The organism is Methylophilus sp. Leaf414 (genome assembly GCF_001425425.1).
In the GTDB taxonomy this organism is placed as follows: Bacteria; Pseudomonadota; Gammaproteobacteria; order Burkholderiales; family Methylophilaceae; genus Methylophilus.
In genome coordinates this window covers 662,150-677,359 of sequence record NZ_LMQQ01000004.1, presented here as the reverse complement: position 1 = coordinate 677,359, position 15,210 = coordinate 662,150, and the positions used below count along the sequence as shown (strand labels likewise).

The window sequence follows — 15,210 nt, the reverse complement described above, 5'->3', positions numbered from 1 at the left end:
GTTAAATAATGGCGGTTGGATATGAACCCAACACTTTGAGGAATGTGGCGCGTTCAGCTAATTCTTTCAGTGCCGCTTGCACAGAAGGCGCCTGCTGATGCCCTTCAATATCGACAAAAAATACATAGTTCCATAAATTCTGGCGTGAAGGCCTGGACTCCAGTTTGGTCATGCTGACGCCATGGCGTGATAATGGCTCCAGCAGCTGTAACACAGCACCCGGCTTATTATGGGCACTCATCACGAGAGAAGTCTTGTCTTGCCCTGACGGCGCTACGCTATGATTACCCAACACCAAAAAACGCGTGGTGTTTTTTGGGTCATCTTCAATATTTTCAGCCAGAATATGCAAATCAAACAGCTCGGACGCGCGCTTGCTGGCAATCGCAGCAGCAAACGTGCCTTGGGTCGCAACCAGTTCATGAATCATCTGCGCTGCACGGGCATTGCTGGTCACCGCCTCCCGCTCTACACCAGGCAGTACCTTATTGAGCCATTCATGGCATTGCGATAAGGATTGCGCGTGCGAGAACACATGCGAGATTTGCGAAATATCCTGTTGGGCTGACAGCAGGCAATGATGCACCGGCAGTGTCACTTCGCCAACGACTTGTAATGCACTGGCTAACAGTAAGTCCAGTGTAATACCTACCGCACCTTCGGTTGAATTCTCAACCGGCACAATCCCGTAATCTGCCTGGCCCGCTTCCACCGTGCGGAAAACTTCATCTATGCTGGCGCAAACGACTGCCTGGCGCCCTTCCCCAAATTGTTTCAGGGCTGCCTCTTCACTGTAGGTGCCTAAAGGGCCTAAAAAAGCGATAGACAACTCTTTTTCCAGCGCACGGCAATTCGACATCACGGCACGGAAAATATGGCTGACGGCTTCCGGAGACAAAGGTCCCTGATTGTCAGCCTGTAAACGGCGTATGACCTGCGCTTCTCGCTCCGGACGGTAGATAACACCATCGTCTTTCAAATGTCCGATTTCACGCGCCAAAGCTGCGCGCTCATTTACCAATGCCAACACCTGCGCATCGATAGCATCAATTTTATCTCTAAATTGTTTTAATAAATCAGACATTTAAGATTCATACTTAATGTGAATTAAGAATTACCTTTTTCGAATTCCTGCATAAAAGCGACTAGCGCTTGCACACCTTCAATCGGCATCGCATTGTAAATACTGGCACGCATACCACCTACGGAACGATGGCCTTTTAACTGCAGTAGACCACGCGCATCTGCGGCTTTCAGAAATGCCTCATTCAGGCTCTCATCGCGCAAGCGGAACGGGATATTCATACGCGAACGGTAAGCCGGTTCAATCGGGTTGTAGTAAAACTCGGTTTGATCCACATAGTCGTAGAGCAGGTTGGCTTTGGCAATATTTACTTTTTCAATCGCTTCAACGCCACCTTGTGCCAACAACCATTCAAACACCAGGCCTGCAATATAAATACTATAAGTAGGCGGCGTATTGATCATGCTCTGGTTTTCGGCCTGCGTTTTCCAGTGGAATACTGCTGGTGTTAATGGTGAGGCTTGTTCCAGCAAGTCCTCGCGCACAATCACCAGGCACAAACCTGCCGGGCCAATATTCTTTTGTGCACCGCCATAAATCACACCATATTTCGATACATCAATCGGGCGAGAAAGAATATGCGAAGACATATCAGCGACAATAGGTACGCCCTTTGTGTCAGGCACATCCACAAACTCAACACCATTAATCGTCTCATTGGTGCAGTAATGGACGTAGGCAGCATCAGGGTTTAGCTGCCATTTGGAAAATGACGGCACATGCGTGAAATTATCTGCTTCTGCGGAAGCTGCAATATTGATCTGCCCGTAGACTTTGGCATCCTGCACACTGCGCTTGCTCCAGGAACCGGTAACAACGTAATCCGCCGATTTACCATTCAGCAAATTCATCGGAATGATGGCATTTTCACCGATAGCGCCGCCTTGCAAAAACAGCACTTTGTAATTGGCCGGTATGGCTAATAACTGACGCAAGTCGGCTTCGGTTTTCTCCAGTATGCCGGTGAACTCTTTTCCGCGGTGTGACATTTCCATCACACTCATTCCACTACCATGCCAATCAAGCATTTCAGCTTGCGCGCGCTCCAGAACCGGTTTCGGTAATACTGCCGGACCCGCTGAAAAATTAAAAATCTGTGTCATGAATCCAACTATTCTTCGCTATCGTTCTCGTCTTCATCAGTTTCAACGATTTTTTCAAGACCAGAAAGCTTCTCGCCTTCACCCAGGTTAATCAGTGTCACGCCTTGTGCAGCGCGGCCCATATCACGAATTTCTTTAACACGGGTACGAATCAATACACCACCGGTCGTAATCAGCATGATTTCGTCATCTGCTGTCACCAATCTTGCTGCAACCGCCAAGCCGTTACGCTCGCTGATTGCAATCGCCTTCACGCCCTGTGTACCGCGACCGGAGTGACGGAATTCAGACAACACAGTACGTTTACCATAACCATTTTCGGTGGCAACCAATACTGATTGCTGATCATTTTCTGCAATCAGTAATGAAAGTACCTGCTGTTTGGCAGCCAGTTTCATACCGCGCACGCCTCGCGTCGCACGACCCATTGGGCGAACGTCATCTTCAGTAAACCAAACCGCTTTACCGCCGTTGGAAACCAGCACGATGTCATTCTTGCCATTGGTGACTTCTGCGCCAATCAGGTAGTCATTGTCATCGAGGTTAATCGCGATAATGCCGGATTTGCGCGGGTTGGAGAATTCAGTCAACGCAGTTTTCTTAACTGTACCCATGGCGGTCGCCATGAATACATAATGGTTTTCGTCAAACTCTTTCACCGGCAGGATAGCATTGATTTTCTCACCTTCTTCCAATGGGAACAGGTTCACAATCGGCTTGCCACGGCTAACGCGGCTACCTTGCGGCACTTCATAGACTTTGAGCCAGTAAACACGGCCACGACTGCTGAAACACAGAATGTAATCATGCGTGTTTGCCACAAACATCTTGTCGATAAAATCGTCTTCCTTAGTCGCTGCGGCTTGTTTGCCACGACCACCTCGGCGCTGTGCACGGTACTCATCCAAAGGCTGAGATTTGATATAACCTGTATGTGACAAGGTCACTACCACATCTTGCGGTGTGATCAAATCTTCCAGTGACAGGTCTTGCGTATTGTGCTCAATCTCGGAACGACGTTTGTCGCCAAACTGTTTCTGAATTTCATTCAATTCTTCAACTATAATGGCCGTCACGCGTTCAGGTTTCGCCAGGATATCAAGCAAATCGGCAATGATATCCATCACCTCTTTATATTCGGTCACTATCTTGTCTTGTTCCAGGCCGGTCAGGCGTTGCAAGCGCATCTGCAGGATTTCCTGCGCCTGCACATCTGACAAGCGATAGCCATTTGGCGTCAAGCCAAAGTCTACAGATAGTCCTTCTGGACGTGATGCTTCCATGGCTGCGCGCTTGAGCATCTCTTCCACCACAGTGGAATGCCAGTTGCGTGCCATCAATTCTTTTTTCGCTTCCGGTGGCGTTGGTGCGGCCTTGATGATAGCAATCATCTCATCCACATTAGCCAGGGCTACCGCCAGACCTTCGAGTACATGACCCCGGTCACGCGCTTTGCGCAGCTCAAATACAGTGCGGCGTGTAACGACTTCACGGCGATGGCGCAGGAAGGCTTCCAGCATCTGCTTCAGGTTGAGCAATCGTGGCTGACCATCCATCAGGGCAACCATATTCATACCGAAGGTATCTTGCAGTTGCGTTTGCTTGTAGAGGTTGTTAAGAATTACCTCTGGCACTTCACCACGCTTAAGCTCGATCACCACGCGCATGCCGGATTTATCCGACTCGTCGCGCAGATCAGAAATGCCTTCTATTTTTTTCTCGTTAACCAGCTCGGCAATTTTCTCGATCAGGGTTTTCTTATTCACCTGATAAGGCAGTTCATCAATAATAATGGACTGGCGACCACCTTTATCCAGATCTTCAAAATGCGTGCGGCCACGCATTACAACACGGCCACGGCCGGTGCGATACCCCTCTTTTACGCCTACCGTGCCGTAAATAATACCGGCAGTCGGGAAATCAGGTGCAGGGATATACTCAATCAGCTCATCAATCGAAATTTCCGGATTTTTCAGCAATGCGAAACACCCGTTCAACACTTCATTCAGGTTGTGTGGAGGAATATTGGTCGCCATCCCTACAGCAATCCCCGAGCTGCCGTTAATCAGCAGATTAGGGATTCGCGTTGGCATAATCAGCGGTTCTTGTTCGCTGCCGTCATAGTTAGGGCCAAAATCGACGGTTTCTTTCTCGATATCTGCCAGCAGTTCATGGGCGATTTTGGACATGCGGATTTCTGTATAACGCATTGCCGCCGCGTTATCCCCATCTACTGAACCAAAGTTACCCTGACCATCAACCAGCATGTAACGTAAAGAGAAATGCTGTGCCATACGAACGATGGTGTCATACACTGCGGTATCGCCGTGCGGATGGTATTTACCGATCACATCACCGACAATACGGGCAGATTTTTTGTATGGCTTGTTATAGTCATTGGATAGTTCGTGCATGGCAAACAATACACGCCTGTGTACTGGTTTGAGGCCATCACGCACATCTGGTAAAGCACGACCAACAATTACGCTCATCGCGTAATCAAGATAACTGCGGCGCATCTCGTCTTCGAGACTGATAGGCAGGGTTTCTTTAGCAAACTGATCGGGAGACTGACTCATTCTTGACCCATTTTATAGTTAAAAATTATCTCGCGATTTTAGCATATTTAGCAGACTCTGGCTGCTTAAAACGCGGCTAAAATGGCCTGGATCAGCCTTGCAGAAGTAAAAAACAAGTGCAAAATGCAGAATTAAATCTATCGTTTTACCTGCACAAATATGGAAACAATAAAACTCGGGATAATAAAAAACGGTTTATCGCATTACCCGTCGTCAGGTAGCGATAAACCGTTTGTTTTAAAGCTGGTGTTAAGCCTGCGACAGCAGCTGCAAGTCAGCTTTTAAATCTTCCACGTGCTCCAGCCCTACTGCAATACGCACCAGGTTATCTTTGATGCCAGCTTCTGCCCTGGCCTCGGCTGTCACACGGCTGTGCGTAGTGGTTGCCGGATGTGTGATGGTTGATTTCGCATCACCCAGATTAGCCGTAATTGAAATCAGCTTAGTGGCGTCAATTAATTCCCAGGCGGCCTCCTGCGCGCTTTGTCCGGCGCGTGGTTTAACCTCAAAAGTGACGATGCCACCACCTAATCTTTGCTGTTGTTGTGCTAACACATACTGCGGATGCGATGGTAAACCAGGGTAATACACACGGGCTACTCGAGGCTGTTGTTCCAGCCACTGCGCTATCGCCAGGGCACGTTGCGCATGCGCTTCCATACGGATCTGTAGTGTTTCCATGCCTTTGACGAACACCCAGGCATTGAATGCACTCATGGTCACGCCTGCGGTACGCAAGAATCCATAGACCGGCTCCATCAAGGTCTTATTGCCAAGCACAGCGCCGCCCAATACCCTGCCCTGACCGTCAATATATTTAGTTGCAGAGTGAATCACAATATCGGCACCCAATTTCAATGGCTGTTGCAAAGCCGGGGTGCAGAAGCAATTATCAATTGCCAGGTAAGCGCCTGCAGCGTGGGCTATTTCCGCCAGCTTGGCAATATCGCCTACTTCGGTCAGAGGATTAGAAGGCGTTTCGGCAAAAAACAATTTGGTATTGGGTTTTGCAGCGGCTTTCCATGCGTCAGTATCGGTAAGTGATACCAATGTGACCTCCAATCCCCAACGTTTGAGGATATTCGAAAATAACTGCACAGTGGTACCAAACACACTGCGCGAAGCCACCACATGGTCGCCCGCACTACAAATACCCATGATGCAGGCTAAAATTGCCGCCATGCCGCTGGCGGTGGCCACGCATTGTTCGGCACCTTCCAAAGCAGCCAGCTTATCCTGAAACATAGTCACGGTCGGGTTAGTGAAGCGCGAGTAAATATTGCCAGACTCTGTGCCGCCAAATCTTGCTGCTGCCTGGGCTGCATTTTTAAAACGGAAACTGGAGTTCAGGAACAAGGCTTCAGAATTTTCACCAAACTCGGTTGTCAGCGTGCCAGCACGTACTGCCAGCGTTTCCAAATGGTATTGATCACTCATTTTGTTAATCTTCCAACTATCTTAATCTTTAACGACACATTTAACTTTACAAGGTATGCAGCCAATAAAAAACCCGCTTCAGCATTGCGCTAAAACGGGTTTTTGGGCTCTCGCTTTAGCAGGATTTATAATGCGCTCGCAAGCTGAGTTCGGCTTCGTTTAAAGTTCGCCACTCAAATCAGCGCAATTTCATTAGACGCCTTCTGATGGCGCCTGTCAAGGGCTAATCTACCCCAACCAGATCGGTTGATAACAAATTCAAATCCAGTTGCGTAGTTGAATTTGGTGGCGGTTGTTTTTTGTTGAAATCGCTACGCGCCGCCTCAATACGGTTCAGGTAAGCCGCATCAATATCACCAGTCACGTACTTGCCATCAAAACAGCTACAATCGAATTCTGTCAGGTGTGGGTTGGACTTGGTAATGCTCTCTTTTAATGCATCCAGGTCCTGGTAAATCAATGCATCGGCACCAATCTCGGCACAAATTTCTTCATCGGTACGATCAGTTGCCAACAACTCGTCACGACTAGGCATGTCAATACCATATACGTTAGGGTAACGTACCGGCGGCGCGGCAGAAGCGAAATACACTTTGTTAGCACCGGCATCACGCGCCATCTGCACAATCTGCTGTGATGTGGTGCCACGCACAATCGAATCATCGACCAGCAAAACGTTTTTACCTTTGAACTCAATGCCGATCGGGTTTAGTTTTTGGCGTACCGATTTTTTACGTAATGCCTGGCCTGGCATGATAAACGTACGGCCAATATACCGGTTTTTGATAAACCCTTCGCGGTAATCCAGGCCCAGTGAAATCCCTAATTGCAAAGCGCTCGGGCGGCTGGTATCAGGGATAGGAATCACGACATCAATCTGTTTGTCAGCCCATTCGCGCTTGATTTTTTCGCCTAGCAAAGTACCCATGTCCAGGCGGGTTTGGTAAACAGAAACACCATCAATCACTGAATCTGGGCGTGCCAGGTAAACATATTCAAAAATACAGGAGGTCAGTTTAGGATTTTGCGCACATTGACGGCTGAACAAATTGCCATCCATATCGATAAATACTGCCTCGCCCGGCTCAACATCACGTAATAGAGTAAAGCCCAGCACATCCAGAGCAACGCTTTCAGAAGCCACGATATATTCAGTACCTTTGCTGGTTTCCTGCTTGCCTATCACCAACGGGCGAATGCCATGCGGGTCGCGGAATGCCAGCAAACCAAAGTTAGCGATCATGGCAACCACAGCATAAGCGCCTTTACAGCGCCTGTGTACGCCAGAAACCGCATCAAATACCATGTCGCTGTTCAACAAGGCATTTTTGGAGGTATCTTCAATCTCATGCGCCAACACATTCAACAACACTTCCGAATCGGAGCTGGTGTTGATATGACGCAGATCTTGCCTGAACATTTCAGATTTAAGCTGTTCTGAATTGGTCAGGTTGCCATTGTGGCCAAGCACAATTCCGAAAGGTGAGTTGACATAAAACGGTTGCGCTTCAGCCGCACTGGAAGAGCCAGCCGTCGGATAACGCACATGCGCTATGCCGACATTACCGGCCAGGTTGCGCATATGACGGGTATGAAATACGTCTTTAACCAGTCCGTTATTTTTATGCATATGGAAAGTATTACCATCGCAAGTCACAATCCCTGCAGCGTCTTGCCCGCGATGCTGTAGCACCAGCAACCCGTCATACAACAACTGGTTCACCGGGTTTTTACCTACAATACCGATAATTCCACACATAGCGACATCCTATTCCAAGACTAGATTACAAATTAAATGAGGGATTCATCTGCCTGCTCATGTTCCAAATGCACATGCTCGGCAATACTAGATGGTATCCATGGCAGCAAATTCAAGACCAGCACTTCAACGGGGGCACTCAACATGGCGTTGGTCCAGCGTGGGTCTTTGGGAATATCGGTCATCGCAGCAAGCATCGCCAGTATGCAGACGATCAATACACCTTTAACTGCACCGGCAAGACCACCCAGCACGCGATTTAGGCCACCCAAACCTACTGCCTTGATCAGGGTGGTCAGTAATAAAGCTAACAAGGTGCATAAAAACAGCACAGATAAAAATACTAGCAAGAATGCAGCAATCGCTTTCACCGCTTCACCAGGCACTTGCTCCGGGATATAGCTAATAACCTCACTGTTAAATTTGTTGGCCAGATAAAATGCCAGTACCCAGCCGATAACCGAAAAGAACTCGCGGATAGCGCCGCGCATCAATCCAACCAGAATGGAAAAGCCAATAATACCAAGTACAAAATAATCAAAAATGGTCATTGCCTGATTCAGGATTTCGCAACTATTCCGCTAAAACCGGCAGCTTCCAGCTTTTTCAATGCTGCTGCCGCTTCATTTCGTGTCGCATACGTGCGCGACCGCAACCGTAACTTATTGCCAGCGGCATCGACTTTATCCGTCGCTGCTTCAAAACCGGCCTGTTTCAATTTGCCTTGCAGGTTTTCGAGGTTATTCGGGTCAGAGAACACGCCAAACTGCACATAGAATTTACCTGATGATTTATCGGAAGAATTAGGCTCTTCTTTAGATTTCGCCGCCGCAACTTTGGGTTCAACTTTGGGTTCAACTTTGGGTTCAACTTTGGGTTCAACTTTGGGTTCAACTTTCGGTTCAACTACTGGAGCAGGCTTAGCAGTAGCTGTTTCAGCAACCGCCACTTGCGCAGGCACTGCTTTGGCTGGTTTGTTTGGTGCTGGGGGCGTTACAGGCACTTCTTCGATATGTGCTGCAGGTGTTTCTACCGCAGGCGTTGTCTGAGTGGCGGCATTTGCAGCAGGTGCAGCAGCCTCTACCTCAAGTTCAACATCCTCATCCGGTAATTCAAGTATCGGTTCGCGGTTCGCTTGTTGATTGACGACAGTAATCTCAACATCGTCATGCGCAGGTTCAACGACTCTGTCTTTCAGGACGAAAGGCAATACGATCAACATCAGAATAACCAGGGTGATGGCACCCACCAGCCGCCTGCGGGCTGTTTTCTTAAGGGTCAGTTCTTTGTCTGTCACACTATCTCTTGCCATGTTGTCTTAAATTCCCACTCACATCATTTCACATATTGCTAGTCAACAGCTAGCTTGATGAAGTCCATTGGTCAGGTGTTATTTCCAGGATGGCAGCCACAGTGAAAAATGAGCCGAACACAATAATTTTATCATTTTTTGCTGCTTTTTTATAACAGCTTCTTAATGCCGTTGGCAGGTCAGGATGTGTCTTCAATTGCTGATCAGAAACTTTGTGGCTCAGGCACTGCTTAAGATAATCAACACTGGCGGCACGCGGATGCTGGATAGGCGCGATTTCCCACTCATCGATGACATCATGCAGAATATCTACCACACCGGCAATATCCTTGTCTGACAACATGGAAAATACGGCAACAACCTTACAACCGTCGGCGCTCAGTTGTTGCAAATTACTACGCAAGGCACGAGCAGCATGCGGGTTATGTGCAACATCCAGAATCACATCCGGCGAGCGATGCCAATATTGAAAACGACCGACCACTTTTGTCGAGGTCAACCCTTGTCGTAAATCGTCGTCTGTCACTGGTAATTTAGATTGCAGTGCGCGTACTGCATAAATCACGTTGGCAGCATTTTGCCACTGATAATCACCAAACAATGGTAGCGAACCAATGGCCAGTGAGCCATGAGCGTCACTATACTGCGTATCCGCTAAGTCCATGCGGTAATCTACCCCATAGCGTTTTAATGGTACGCCCAGTGATTCAGCATAATTCAGGAGAGAAATTGGAGGTTGTACATCGCCACAAATGGCAATCTGGTGTTTACGATAAATACCTGCTTTTTCATGGCCGATCAATTCGCGGGTATCGCCCAAAAACTCCATATGATCAAGGTCAACATTAGTCACAATAGCGCAATCGGCATCAACAATATTGACGGCATCCAGCCTGCCGCCGAGCCCTACTTCGAGAATGACGACATCCAGAGGCTGCTGCTCAAACGCCCACAATGCCGCCAGTGTGCCCATCTCAAAATAAGTCAAAGATATATCTTCGCGCGCTTTTTCTACGGCGGTGAATGCTGCGCATAAAACGTCATCGGCAATCAACTCGCCATTTAAGCGGACGCGCTCTTGATATTGCACCAGATGCGGTGAAGTATAACAGCCGACACGGTAGCCAGCTGTAGCATAAATGCCTTCGAGCATGGCACATGTAGAGCCTTTACCATTGGTACCACCGACGGTGATCACGGTAAAAGGAAATTTCAGATGTAAGCGTGCGGCTACCGCTTGTACCCGTGACAATCCCATTTCTATCGATTTGGGATGTAATGACTCTATGAAGCTAAGCCAAGCCTCGACTGTGTCAGGAAGCTCGGGCACATGTGACGACATCAGGCAACTTTAGCAATATTCATAAAACCGGCCAGCAACTGACTTAATTTTGCGCGCATTTCTCGGCGGTCAATAATCATATCAATCGCGCCATGCGTTAGCAGGAACTCTGCACGCTGGAAGCCTTCAGGAAGGGTTTCGCGTACTGTTTGCTCAATGACGCGCGGCCCAGCAAATCCGATTAGCGCATTTGGTTCGGCAACAATCACATCACCCAGCATGGCAAAACTCGCAGAAACGCCACCCATGGTTGGGTCAGTCAGGACTGAGACATAAGGCAAGCCAGCTTCAGAAAGTTTAGTCAATGATGCGCTGGTCTTGGCCATTTGCATTAATGACAGCAAACCTTCCTGCATGCGCGCCCCGCCACTGGCAGAAACACAGATAAAAGCGCATTTGTTTTCAATAGCAGCCTGCACGCCACGGACAAAGCGCTCGCCGACTACAGAACCCATAGAGCCGCCCATAAACTTAAACTCGAACGCAGCCACGACAACCGGTACGCGCTCAACCGTACCGCGCATGACGATCAATGCATCTTTTTCTTTCACGTCGCGTTGCGCGCTGCGCATACGTTCAGTATAGGTCTTGCTATCCTTGAATTTCAAGGCATCGACTGGCGTGACATCGGCACCAATTTCAACGCGGCTTTCCGGATCCAGAAACACATTCAGACGCGCGCGGGCCCCCAATCTGTGATGATGGCCACACTGGGGACATACCTCCAGGTTTGCATCCAGATCAGTACGATACAGCACGGTCTGGCAGGCATCACATTTATGCCAAAGTCCTTCCGGCATATTGCGGCGCTCGCCGCTTACCGCACGTTTGATTTTTTGAGGAATTTTGTCTAACCAGCTCATAGTCTCTCCTGCTCAAATAATGTGATGCCCCTAAACGGAGTCAATCGCAGTACGTAATTCTTTCATCAAGGCTTGCACATTCGGAATCAGATTGTGTTCATCTGACTGCTCGATTGCCAGCACCATACGGCTACCTACCACTACCGCATCAGCAATCGCAGATACCTCACGTGCAGTCTCTGCATCTTTCACGCCAAATCCCACGCCAATAGGCAAATCAGTACTACCACGGATTTCAGCCACACGTTTTTTTACTTCAACGATGTCAAGATTACCTGCGCCGGTAACGCCTTTAAGCGATACGTAATACAGGAAACCTGTTGCCTGCTTGACAATTAATTCGGTACGCGATGGCTCGGTAGTCGGGGACAGCAGAAAAATACTATCAATGCCGGCTGCCGCCAGTTGCTTATTGAAGTCTTCACACTCTTCAGGCGGGTAATCAACAGTCAATACGCCATCGACACCTGCTTCTTTGGCTAAATTCACAAACTGTAATACACCCATTGCCTCGATAGGGTTAGCATAGCCCATCAGAACAATGGGGGTTTTCTGATTGGTTTCGCGGAAATCTTTCACCATCGCCAGCACTTTGCGCAAGCCCATTTTATGCATCAACGCACGCTCACTTGCACGCTGAATCACCGGGCCATCTGCCATCGGGTCAGAAAAAGGCACGCCCAACTCAATCACATCGGCACCGGAGTCAACCAAAGCATGCAATAAAGGTACGGTCTGGTCTGGGTGTGGATCTCCAGCGGTGAAGTAAGGGATCAGCGCTTTTTTACCTTGCGCTTTTAATTCAGCAAAAACGGATTGAATGCGTGACATAGCAAAAAATTCTTTTTTCTAATGGATGGGCTATTGATAGTCTGGACTAGCTAATTGGCTGCATCAGAGTGTGATGTTAGATAGCTTAGCAACGGTATTAATATCTTTATCACCGCGTCCTGACAGATTCACAAGCACCACTTGGTCCGGTGACATTGTTCTAGCCAGTTTTTCTCCATAAGCCAAGGCATGGCTTGATTCCATTGCCGGAATAATGCCTTCGGTACGACAGAGCTGGTGAAATGCATGCATGGCTTCGTCATCTGTGATCGCCACATATTCAGCGCGTTTGATATCTTTTAACCATGCATGCTCCGGGCCTACTCCCGGATAGTCGAGGCCAGCTGAGATAGAGTGTGTTTCAACGATATTGCCGTCTTCATCCTGCATCAGGTAAGTACGGTTGCCATGCAATACACCAATTGGGCTGTTCGCAGTTAGAGGAGCAGCATGGCTTCCGGTTTCAAGCCCATGCCCTGCTGCTTCTACGCCAATCAGGCGCACGCCTTCAACATCAATGTAGGGATAGAAAATCCCCATCGCATTGGAACCACCGCCCACACAGGCCACCACAGCATCAGGCTGGCGACCCATCATTTCCTGCATTTGCTGTTTGGCTTCAATACCGATCACCGCCTGGAAATCCCGCACCATCATCGGATAAGGATGCGGACCGGCAACTGTGCCGATAATGTAAAACGTATTGGAGATATTAGTAACCCAGTCACGCATTGCTTCATTCAGTGCGTCTTTCAGGGTTTTAGAGCCGCTTTCAACCGGGATAACTGTCGCACCCAGCAGTTTCATGCGAAATACATTAGGCGCCTGACGCTTCACATCTTCGGCGCCCATGTACACCACGCACTCTAGGCCCAGACGAGCAGCGATGGTAGCGGTTGCCACGCCATGCTGCCCTGCGCCTGTTTCTGCAATCACGCGCGGCTTACCCATACGTTTGGCCAACAAAGCCTGGCCTATGGTGTTATTGATTTTGTGCGCGCCAGTATGGTTTAAATCTTCGCGCTTAAGGTAGATCTGGGCGCCGCCGATTTTATCAGACAAGCGCTTGGCATGATAAATCGGGCTTGGACGGCCAACAAAATGTTTGAGATCGTAAGCAAATTCAGCTAAAAACTCGGGATCATGGCGATACTTTTCATACATCAGCCGCAGCTCTTCCAGTGCTTCTACCAAAGTTTCCGCGACGAAAATTCCACCAAATGGACCAAAATGGCCATGTTTATCTGGCATGTCATACACTTGCATGCGTTACTCCGTATATCGTTCTGTTATTCAAACCGCCCCAGTGCATACCTTCTCAACCTGCATTGCGTCTTGCATCGTATTGGGTAACCTGCTGCATAAATGCTGCTATTTTTTCTGGGGATTTAATCCCTTTTTGCGCCTCTACACCACCGCTCACATCCACGGCATAAGGCTGAACCTGTTGCAATGCATCAGCGACATTCAGAGGATTTAATCCACCAGCCAGAACCAGTGGTTTTTTTAACCCGGCAGGGATCAATCCCCAATCAAATGTCTGGCCTGTCCCCCCAACTGCTTTTTCTGAAAAAGTATCCAGCAATAAGGCGGAAGCCGACGCAAAATCAAGCTCGCATTGTACCAAACTTACATCCGGTTTGACGCGGATTGCTTTGTAATATGGCAGATTAAATTTCTCGCAATAGTCCGCCGCTTCGTCGCCATGAAACTGCAGGCAATCCAGAGAAGTCGTATCTATCACCTGTTGCACCTCGCTGGCAGAAGCATTCACAAAAAGGCCAACCTTACCAACATAAGGCGGTAAATTTTTAATGATAGCCTGCACCTGGGCTGCGCTTACAGCACGCGGACTTGGCGCATAAAACACAAATCCGAGAGCATCAGCTCCTGCATCAATAGCTGCCCAAGCATCCTCATGCCTGGTAATGCCACAAATTTTAACTCTGGTTCTTTTCATATGCTTCATGGACCTTATTTAGTCCCACTTTGTTTCACAGGGTGGCAGTTGCCAATGCGTATCATAGGTCACGCCCGTAAAGTACAAGCCATCTGGCATAAACGTGGGTGGTGAAAGCGTTCTATCTTTACGCTGGAGCAATTCAGCAAATTCGGCGACCGTCAGTTTGCCTTGACCGACGTAGATTAATGCCCCGACGACATTACGTATCTGGTGTTGCAGAAAAGCATTTGCCTGAAAGCTGAAAACTATATGTTTGCCTTGCTGGTTTACTTCGGCACGGTGCATGGTGCGTATCGGGGAACTCGCCTGACATTCACTGGCGCGAAACGCACTGAAATCATGCTCGCCTAATAAGAATTCGGCGGCAAGTTGCATCGGTGCAATGTCCAGCGGTCTATGGTACCAGCCTACACGACCGTGCTGGGTCGCTGGTGCCACGGCATGGTTATAGAGCACATATTGGTAACTGCGTGCCTTGGCGCTAAATCGGGCATGAAAATCATCAGCGACTTCGCGCGCCCACAAGATACGTATCCATGGTGGCAAATGCGCATTGCTACCACGAACCCAGGCACTTTGCGGCCGTACTACCGTCGTTTCAAAATGGGCAACCTGCATTAACGCATGGACACCGGTATCAGTCCGGCCAGCCGCATGCAGTCTTACCGGCTCACCACCAACCATTGCTATGGCATGTTCAATTGCATCCTGTACCCCACGGCCATTAGGCTGGCTTTGCCATCCCTGAAAATAAGCACCATGATATTCAATGCCAATCGCAATTTTCATGGCGCATAGTATAAGGGCTGTCAGGTATAACACCTAATAGCGCAAAGCTTTGAATCAATATTTTCTTATTGGTGCTGGCTTTTGGCTGATCCATACCATTGCTATGCGTCTACTTCATCTTCAAACAAAAAGGCCGGAAAACCCGGCC

13 protein-coding genes are annotated in these 15,210 nt (G+C 48.7%); all 13 read right to left on the bottom strand.

Annotation, left to right across the window (positions count from 1 at the left end; genetic code table 11):
- Position 1 precedes the first annotated feature (1 nt).
- Complete coding sequence (pheA, locus tag ASG24_RS12070) at positions 2-1,084, bottom strand: prephenate dehydratase (RefSeq protein WP_055871767.1); 1,083 nt, start codon at positions 1,082-1,084, stop codon at positions 2-4.
- Positions 1,085-1,107: 23 nt separating this feature from the next.
- Entirely contained in the window at positions 1,108-2,187 is a 1,080-nt protein-coding gene (gene serC / locus ASG24_RS12065; protein ID WP_055871765.1) for a 3-phosphoserine/phosphohydroxythreonine transaminase, read from the bottom strand.
- 8 nt (positions 2,188-2,195) lie between these two features.
- A complete protein-coding gene (gene gyrA / locus ASG24_RS12060) occupies positions 2,196-4,766 on the bottom strand; it encodes a DNA gyrase subunit A (RefSeq protein ID WP_055831269.1) in 2,571 nt (856 codons plus the stop codon).
- A gap of 249 nt (positions 4,767-5,015) precedes the next feature.
- Positions 5,016-6,203, bottom strand: a complete 1,188-nt coding sequence (locus ASG24_RS12055; RefSeq protein ID WP_055871762.1) for an O-succinylhomoserine sulfhydrylase — start codon at positions 6,201-6,203, stop codon at positions 5,016-5,018.
- 223 nt (positions 6,204-6,426) lie between these two features.
- A complete protein-coding gene (gene purF / locus ASG24_RS12050; RefSeq protein WP_055831265.1) occupies positions 6,427-7,962 on the bottom strand; it encodes an amidophosphoribosyltransferase in 1,536 nt (511 codons plus the stop codon).
- A gap of 32 nt (positions 7,963-7,994) precedes the next feature.
- Positions 7,995-8,513 carry a CvpA family protein gene (locus ASG24_RS12045; protein WP_055871760.1) on the bottom strand — a complete coding sequence of 173 codons (519 nt, stop codon included), beginning with the start codon at positions 8,511-8,513 and terminating at the stop codon, positions 7,995-7,997.
- Positions 8,514-8,521: 8 nt separating this feature from the next.
- Entirely contained in the window at positions 8,522-9,274 is a 753-nt protein-coding gene (locus ASG24_RS12040; RefSeq protein WP_055871758.1) for an SPOR domain-containing protein, read from the bottom strand.
- A 49-nt stretch (positions 9,275-9,323) separates the two neighbouring features.
- Positions 9,324-10,616, bottom strand: coding sequence for a bifunctional tetrahydrofolate synthase/dihydrofolate synthase (folC, locus tag ASG24_RS12035; protein WP_082488089.1), 1,293 nt, complete (start codon positions 10,614-10,616; stop codon positions 9,324-9,326).
- Complete coding sequence (accD, locus tag ASG24_RS12030; RefSeq protein ID WP_055871752.1) at positions 10,616-11,479, bottom strand: acetyl-CoA carboxylase, carboxyltransferase subunit beta; 864 nt, start codon at positions 11,477-11,479, stop codon at positions 10,616-10,618. Before accD ends, folC begins: the two co-directional genes overlap by 1 nt.
- Before the next feature lie 30 nt (positions 11,480-11,509).
- Positions 11,510-12,310 carry a tryptophan synthase subunit alpha gene (gene trpA / locus ASG24_RS12025; RefSeq protein WP_055831255.1) on the bottom strand — a complete coding sequence of 267 codons (801 nt, stop codon included), beginning with the start codon at positions 12,308-12,310 and terminating at the stop codon, positions 11,510-11,512.
- Positions 12,311-12,373: 63 nt separating this feature from the next.
- Positions 12,374-13,576, bottom strand: a complete 1,203-nt coding sequence (gene trpB / locus ASG24_RS12020; RefSeq protein ID WP_055831253.1) for a tryptophan synthase subunit beta — start codon at positions 13,574-13,576, stop codon at positions 12,374-12,376.
- Between the two features lie 52 nt (positions 13,577-13,628).
- On the bottom strand, positions 13,629-14,270 hold the full coding sequence (locus ASG24_RS12015) for a phosphoribosylanthranilate isomerase (protein WP_055871749.1): 642 nt from the start codon (positions 14,268-14,270) through the stop codon (positions 13,629-13,631).
- Positions 14,271-14,288: 18 nt separating this feature from the next.
- Positions 14,289-15,062 (bottom strand): tRNA pseudouridine(38-40) synthase TruA, encoded by a 774-nt coding sequence (gene truA / locus ASG24_RS12010; protein WP_055871746.1) that lies wholly within the window; start codon positions 15,060-15,062, stop codon positions 14,289-14,291.
- Positions 15,063-15,210 lie beyond the last annotated feature (148 nt).

What these genes read in the sequence shown, in the direction of transcription:
- ASG24_RS12045 (WP_055871760.1), bottom strand. Translation starts at nt 8,513, where the DNA reads ATGACCATTTTTGATTATTTTGTACTTGGTATTATTGGCTTTTCCATT.
- trpB (WP_055831253.1), bottom strand. Translation starts at nt 13,576, where the DNA reads ATGCAAGTGTATGACATGCCAGATAAACATGGCCATTTTGGTCCATTT.
- folC (WP_082488089.1), bottom strand. Translation starts at nt 10,616, where the DNA reads ATGTCGTCACATGTGCCCGAGCTTCCTGACACAGTCGAGGCTTGGCTT.
- ASG24_RS12055 (WP_055871762.1), bottom strand. Translation starts at nt 6,203, where the DNA reads ATGAGTGATCAATACCATTTGGAAACGCTGGCAGTACGTGCTGGCACG.
- ASG24_RS12040 (WP_055871758.1), bottom strand. Translation starts at nt 9,274, where the DNA reads ATGGCAAGAGATAGTGTGACAGACAAAGAACTGACCCTTAAGAAAACA.
- gyrA (WP_055831269.1), bottom strand. Translation starts at nt 4,766, where the DNA reads ATGAGTCAGTCTCCCGATCAGTTTGCTAAAGAAACCCTGCCTATCAGT.
- ASG24_RS12015 (WP_055871749.1), bottom strand. Translation starts at nt 14,270, where the DNA reads ATGAAAAGAACCAGAGTTAAAATTTGTGGCATTACCAGGCATGAGGAT.
- accD (WP_055871752.1), bottom strand. Translation starts at nt 11,479, where the DNA reads ATGAGCTGGTTAGACAAAATTCCTCAAAAAATCAAACGTGCGGTAAGC.
- truA (WP_055871746.1), bottom strand. Translation starts at nt 15,062, where the DNA reads ATGAAAATTGCGATTGGCATTGAATATCATGGTGCTTATTTTCAGGGA.
- pheA (WP_055871767.1), bottom strand. Translation starts at nt 1,084, where the DNA reads ATGTCTGATTTATTAAAACAATTTAGAGATAAAATTGATGCTATCGAT.
- serC (WP_055871765.1), bottom strand. Translation starts at nt 2,187, where the DNA reads ATGACACAGATTTTTAATTTTTCAGCGGGTCCGGCAGTATTACCGAAA.
- trpA (WP_055831255.1), bottom strand. Translation starts at nt 12,310, where the DNA reads ATGTCACGCATTCAATCCGTTTTTGCTGAATTAAAAGCGCAAGGTAAA.
- purF (WP_055831265.1), bottom strand. Translation starts at nt 7,962, where the DNA reads ATGTGTGGAATTATCGGTATTGTAGGTAAAAACCCGGTGAACCAGTTG.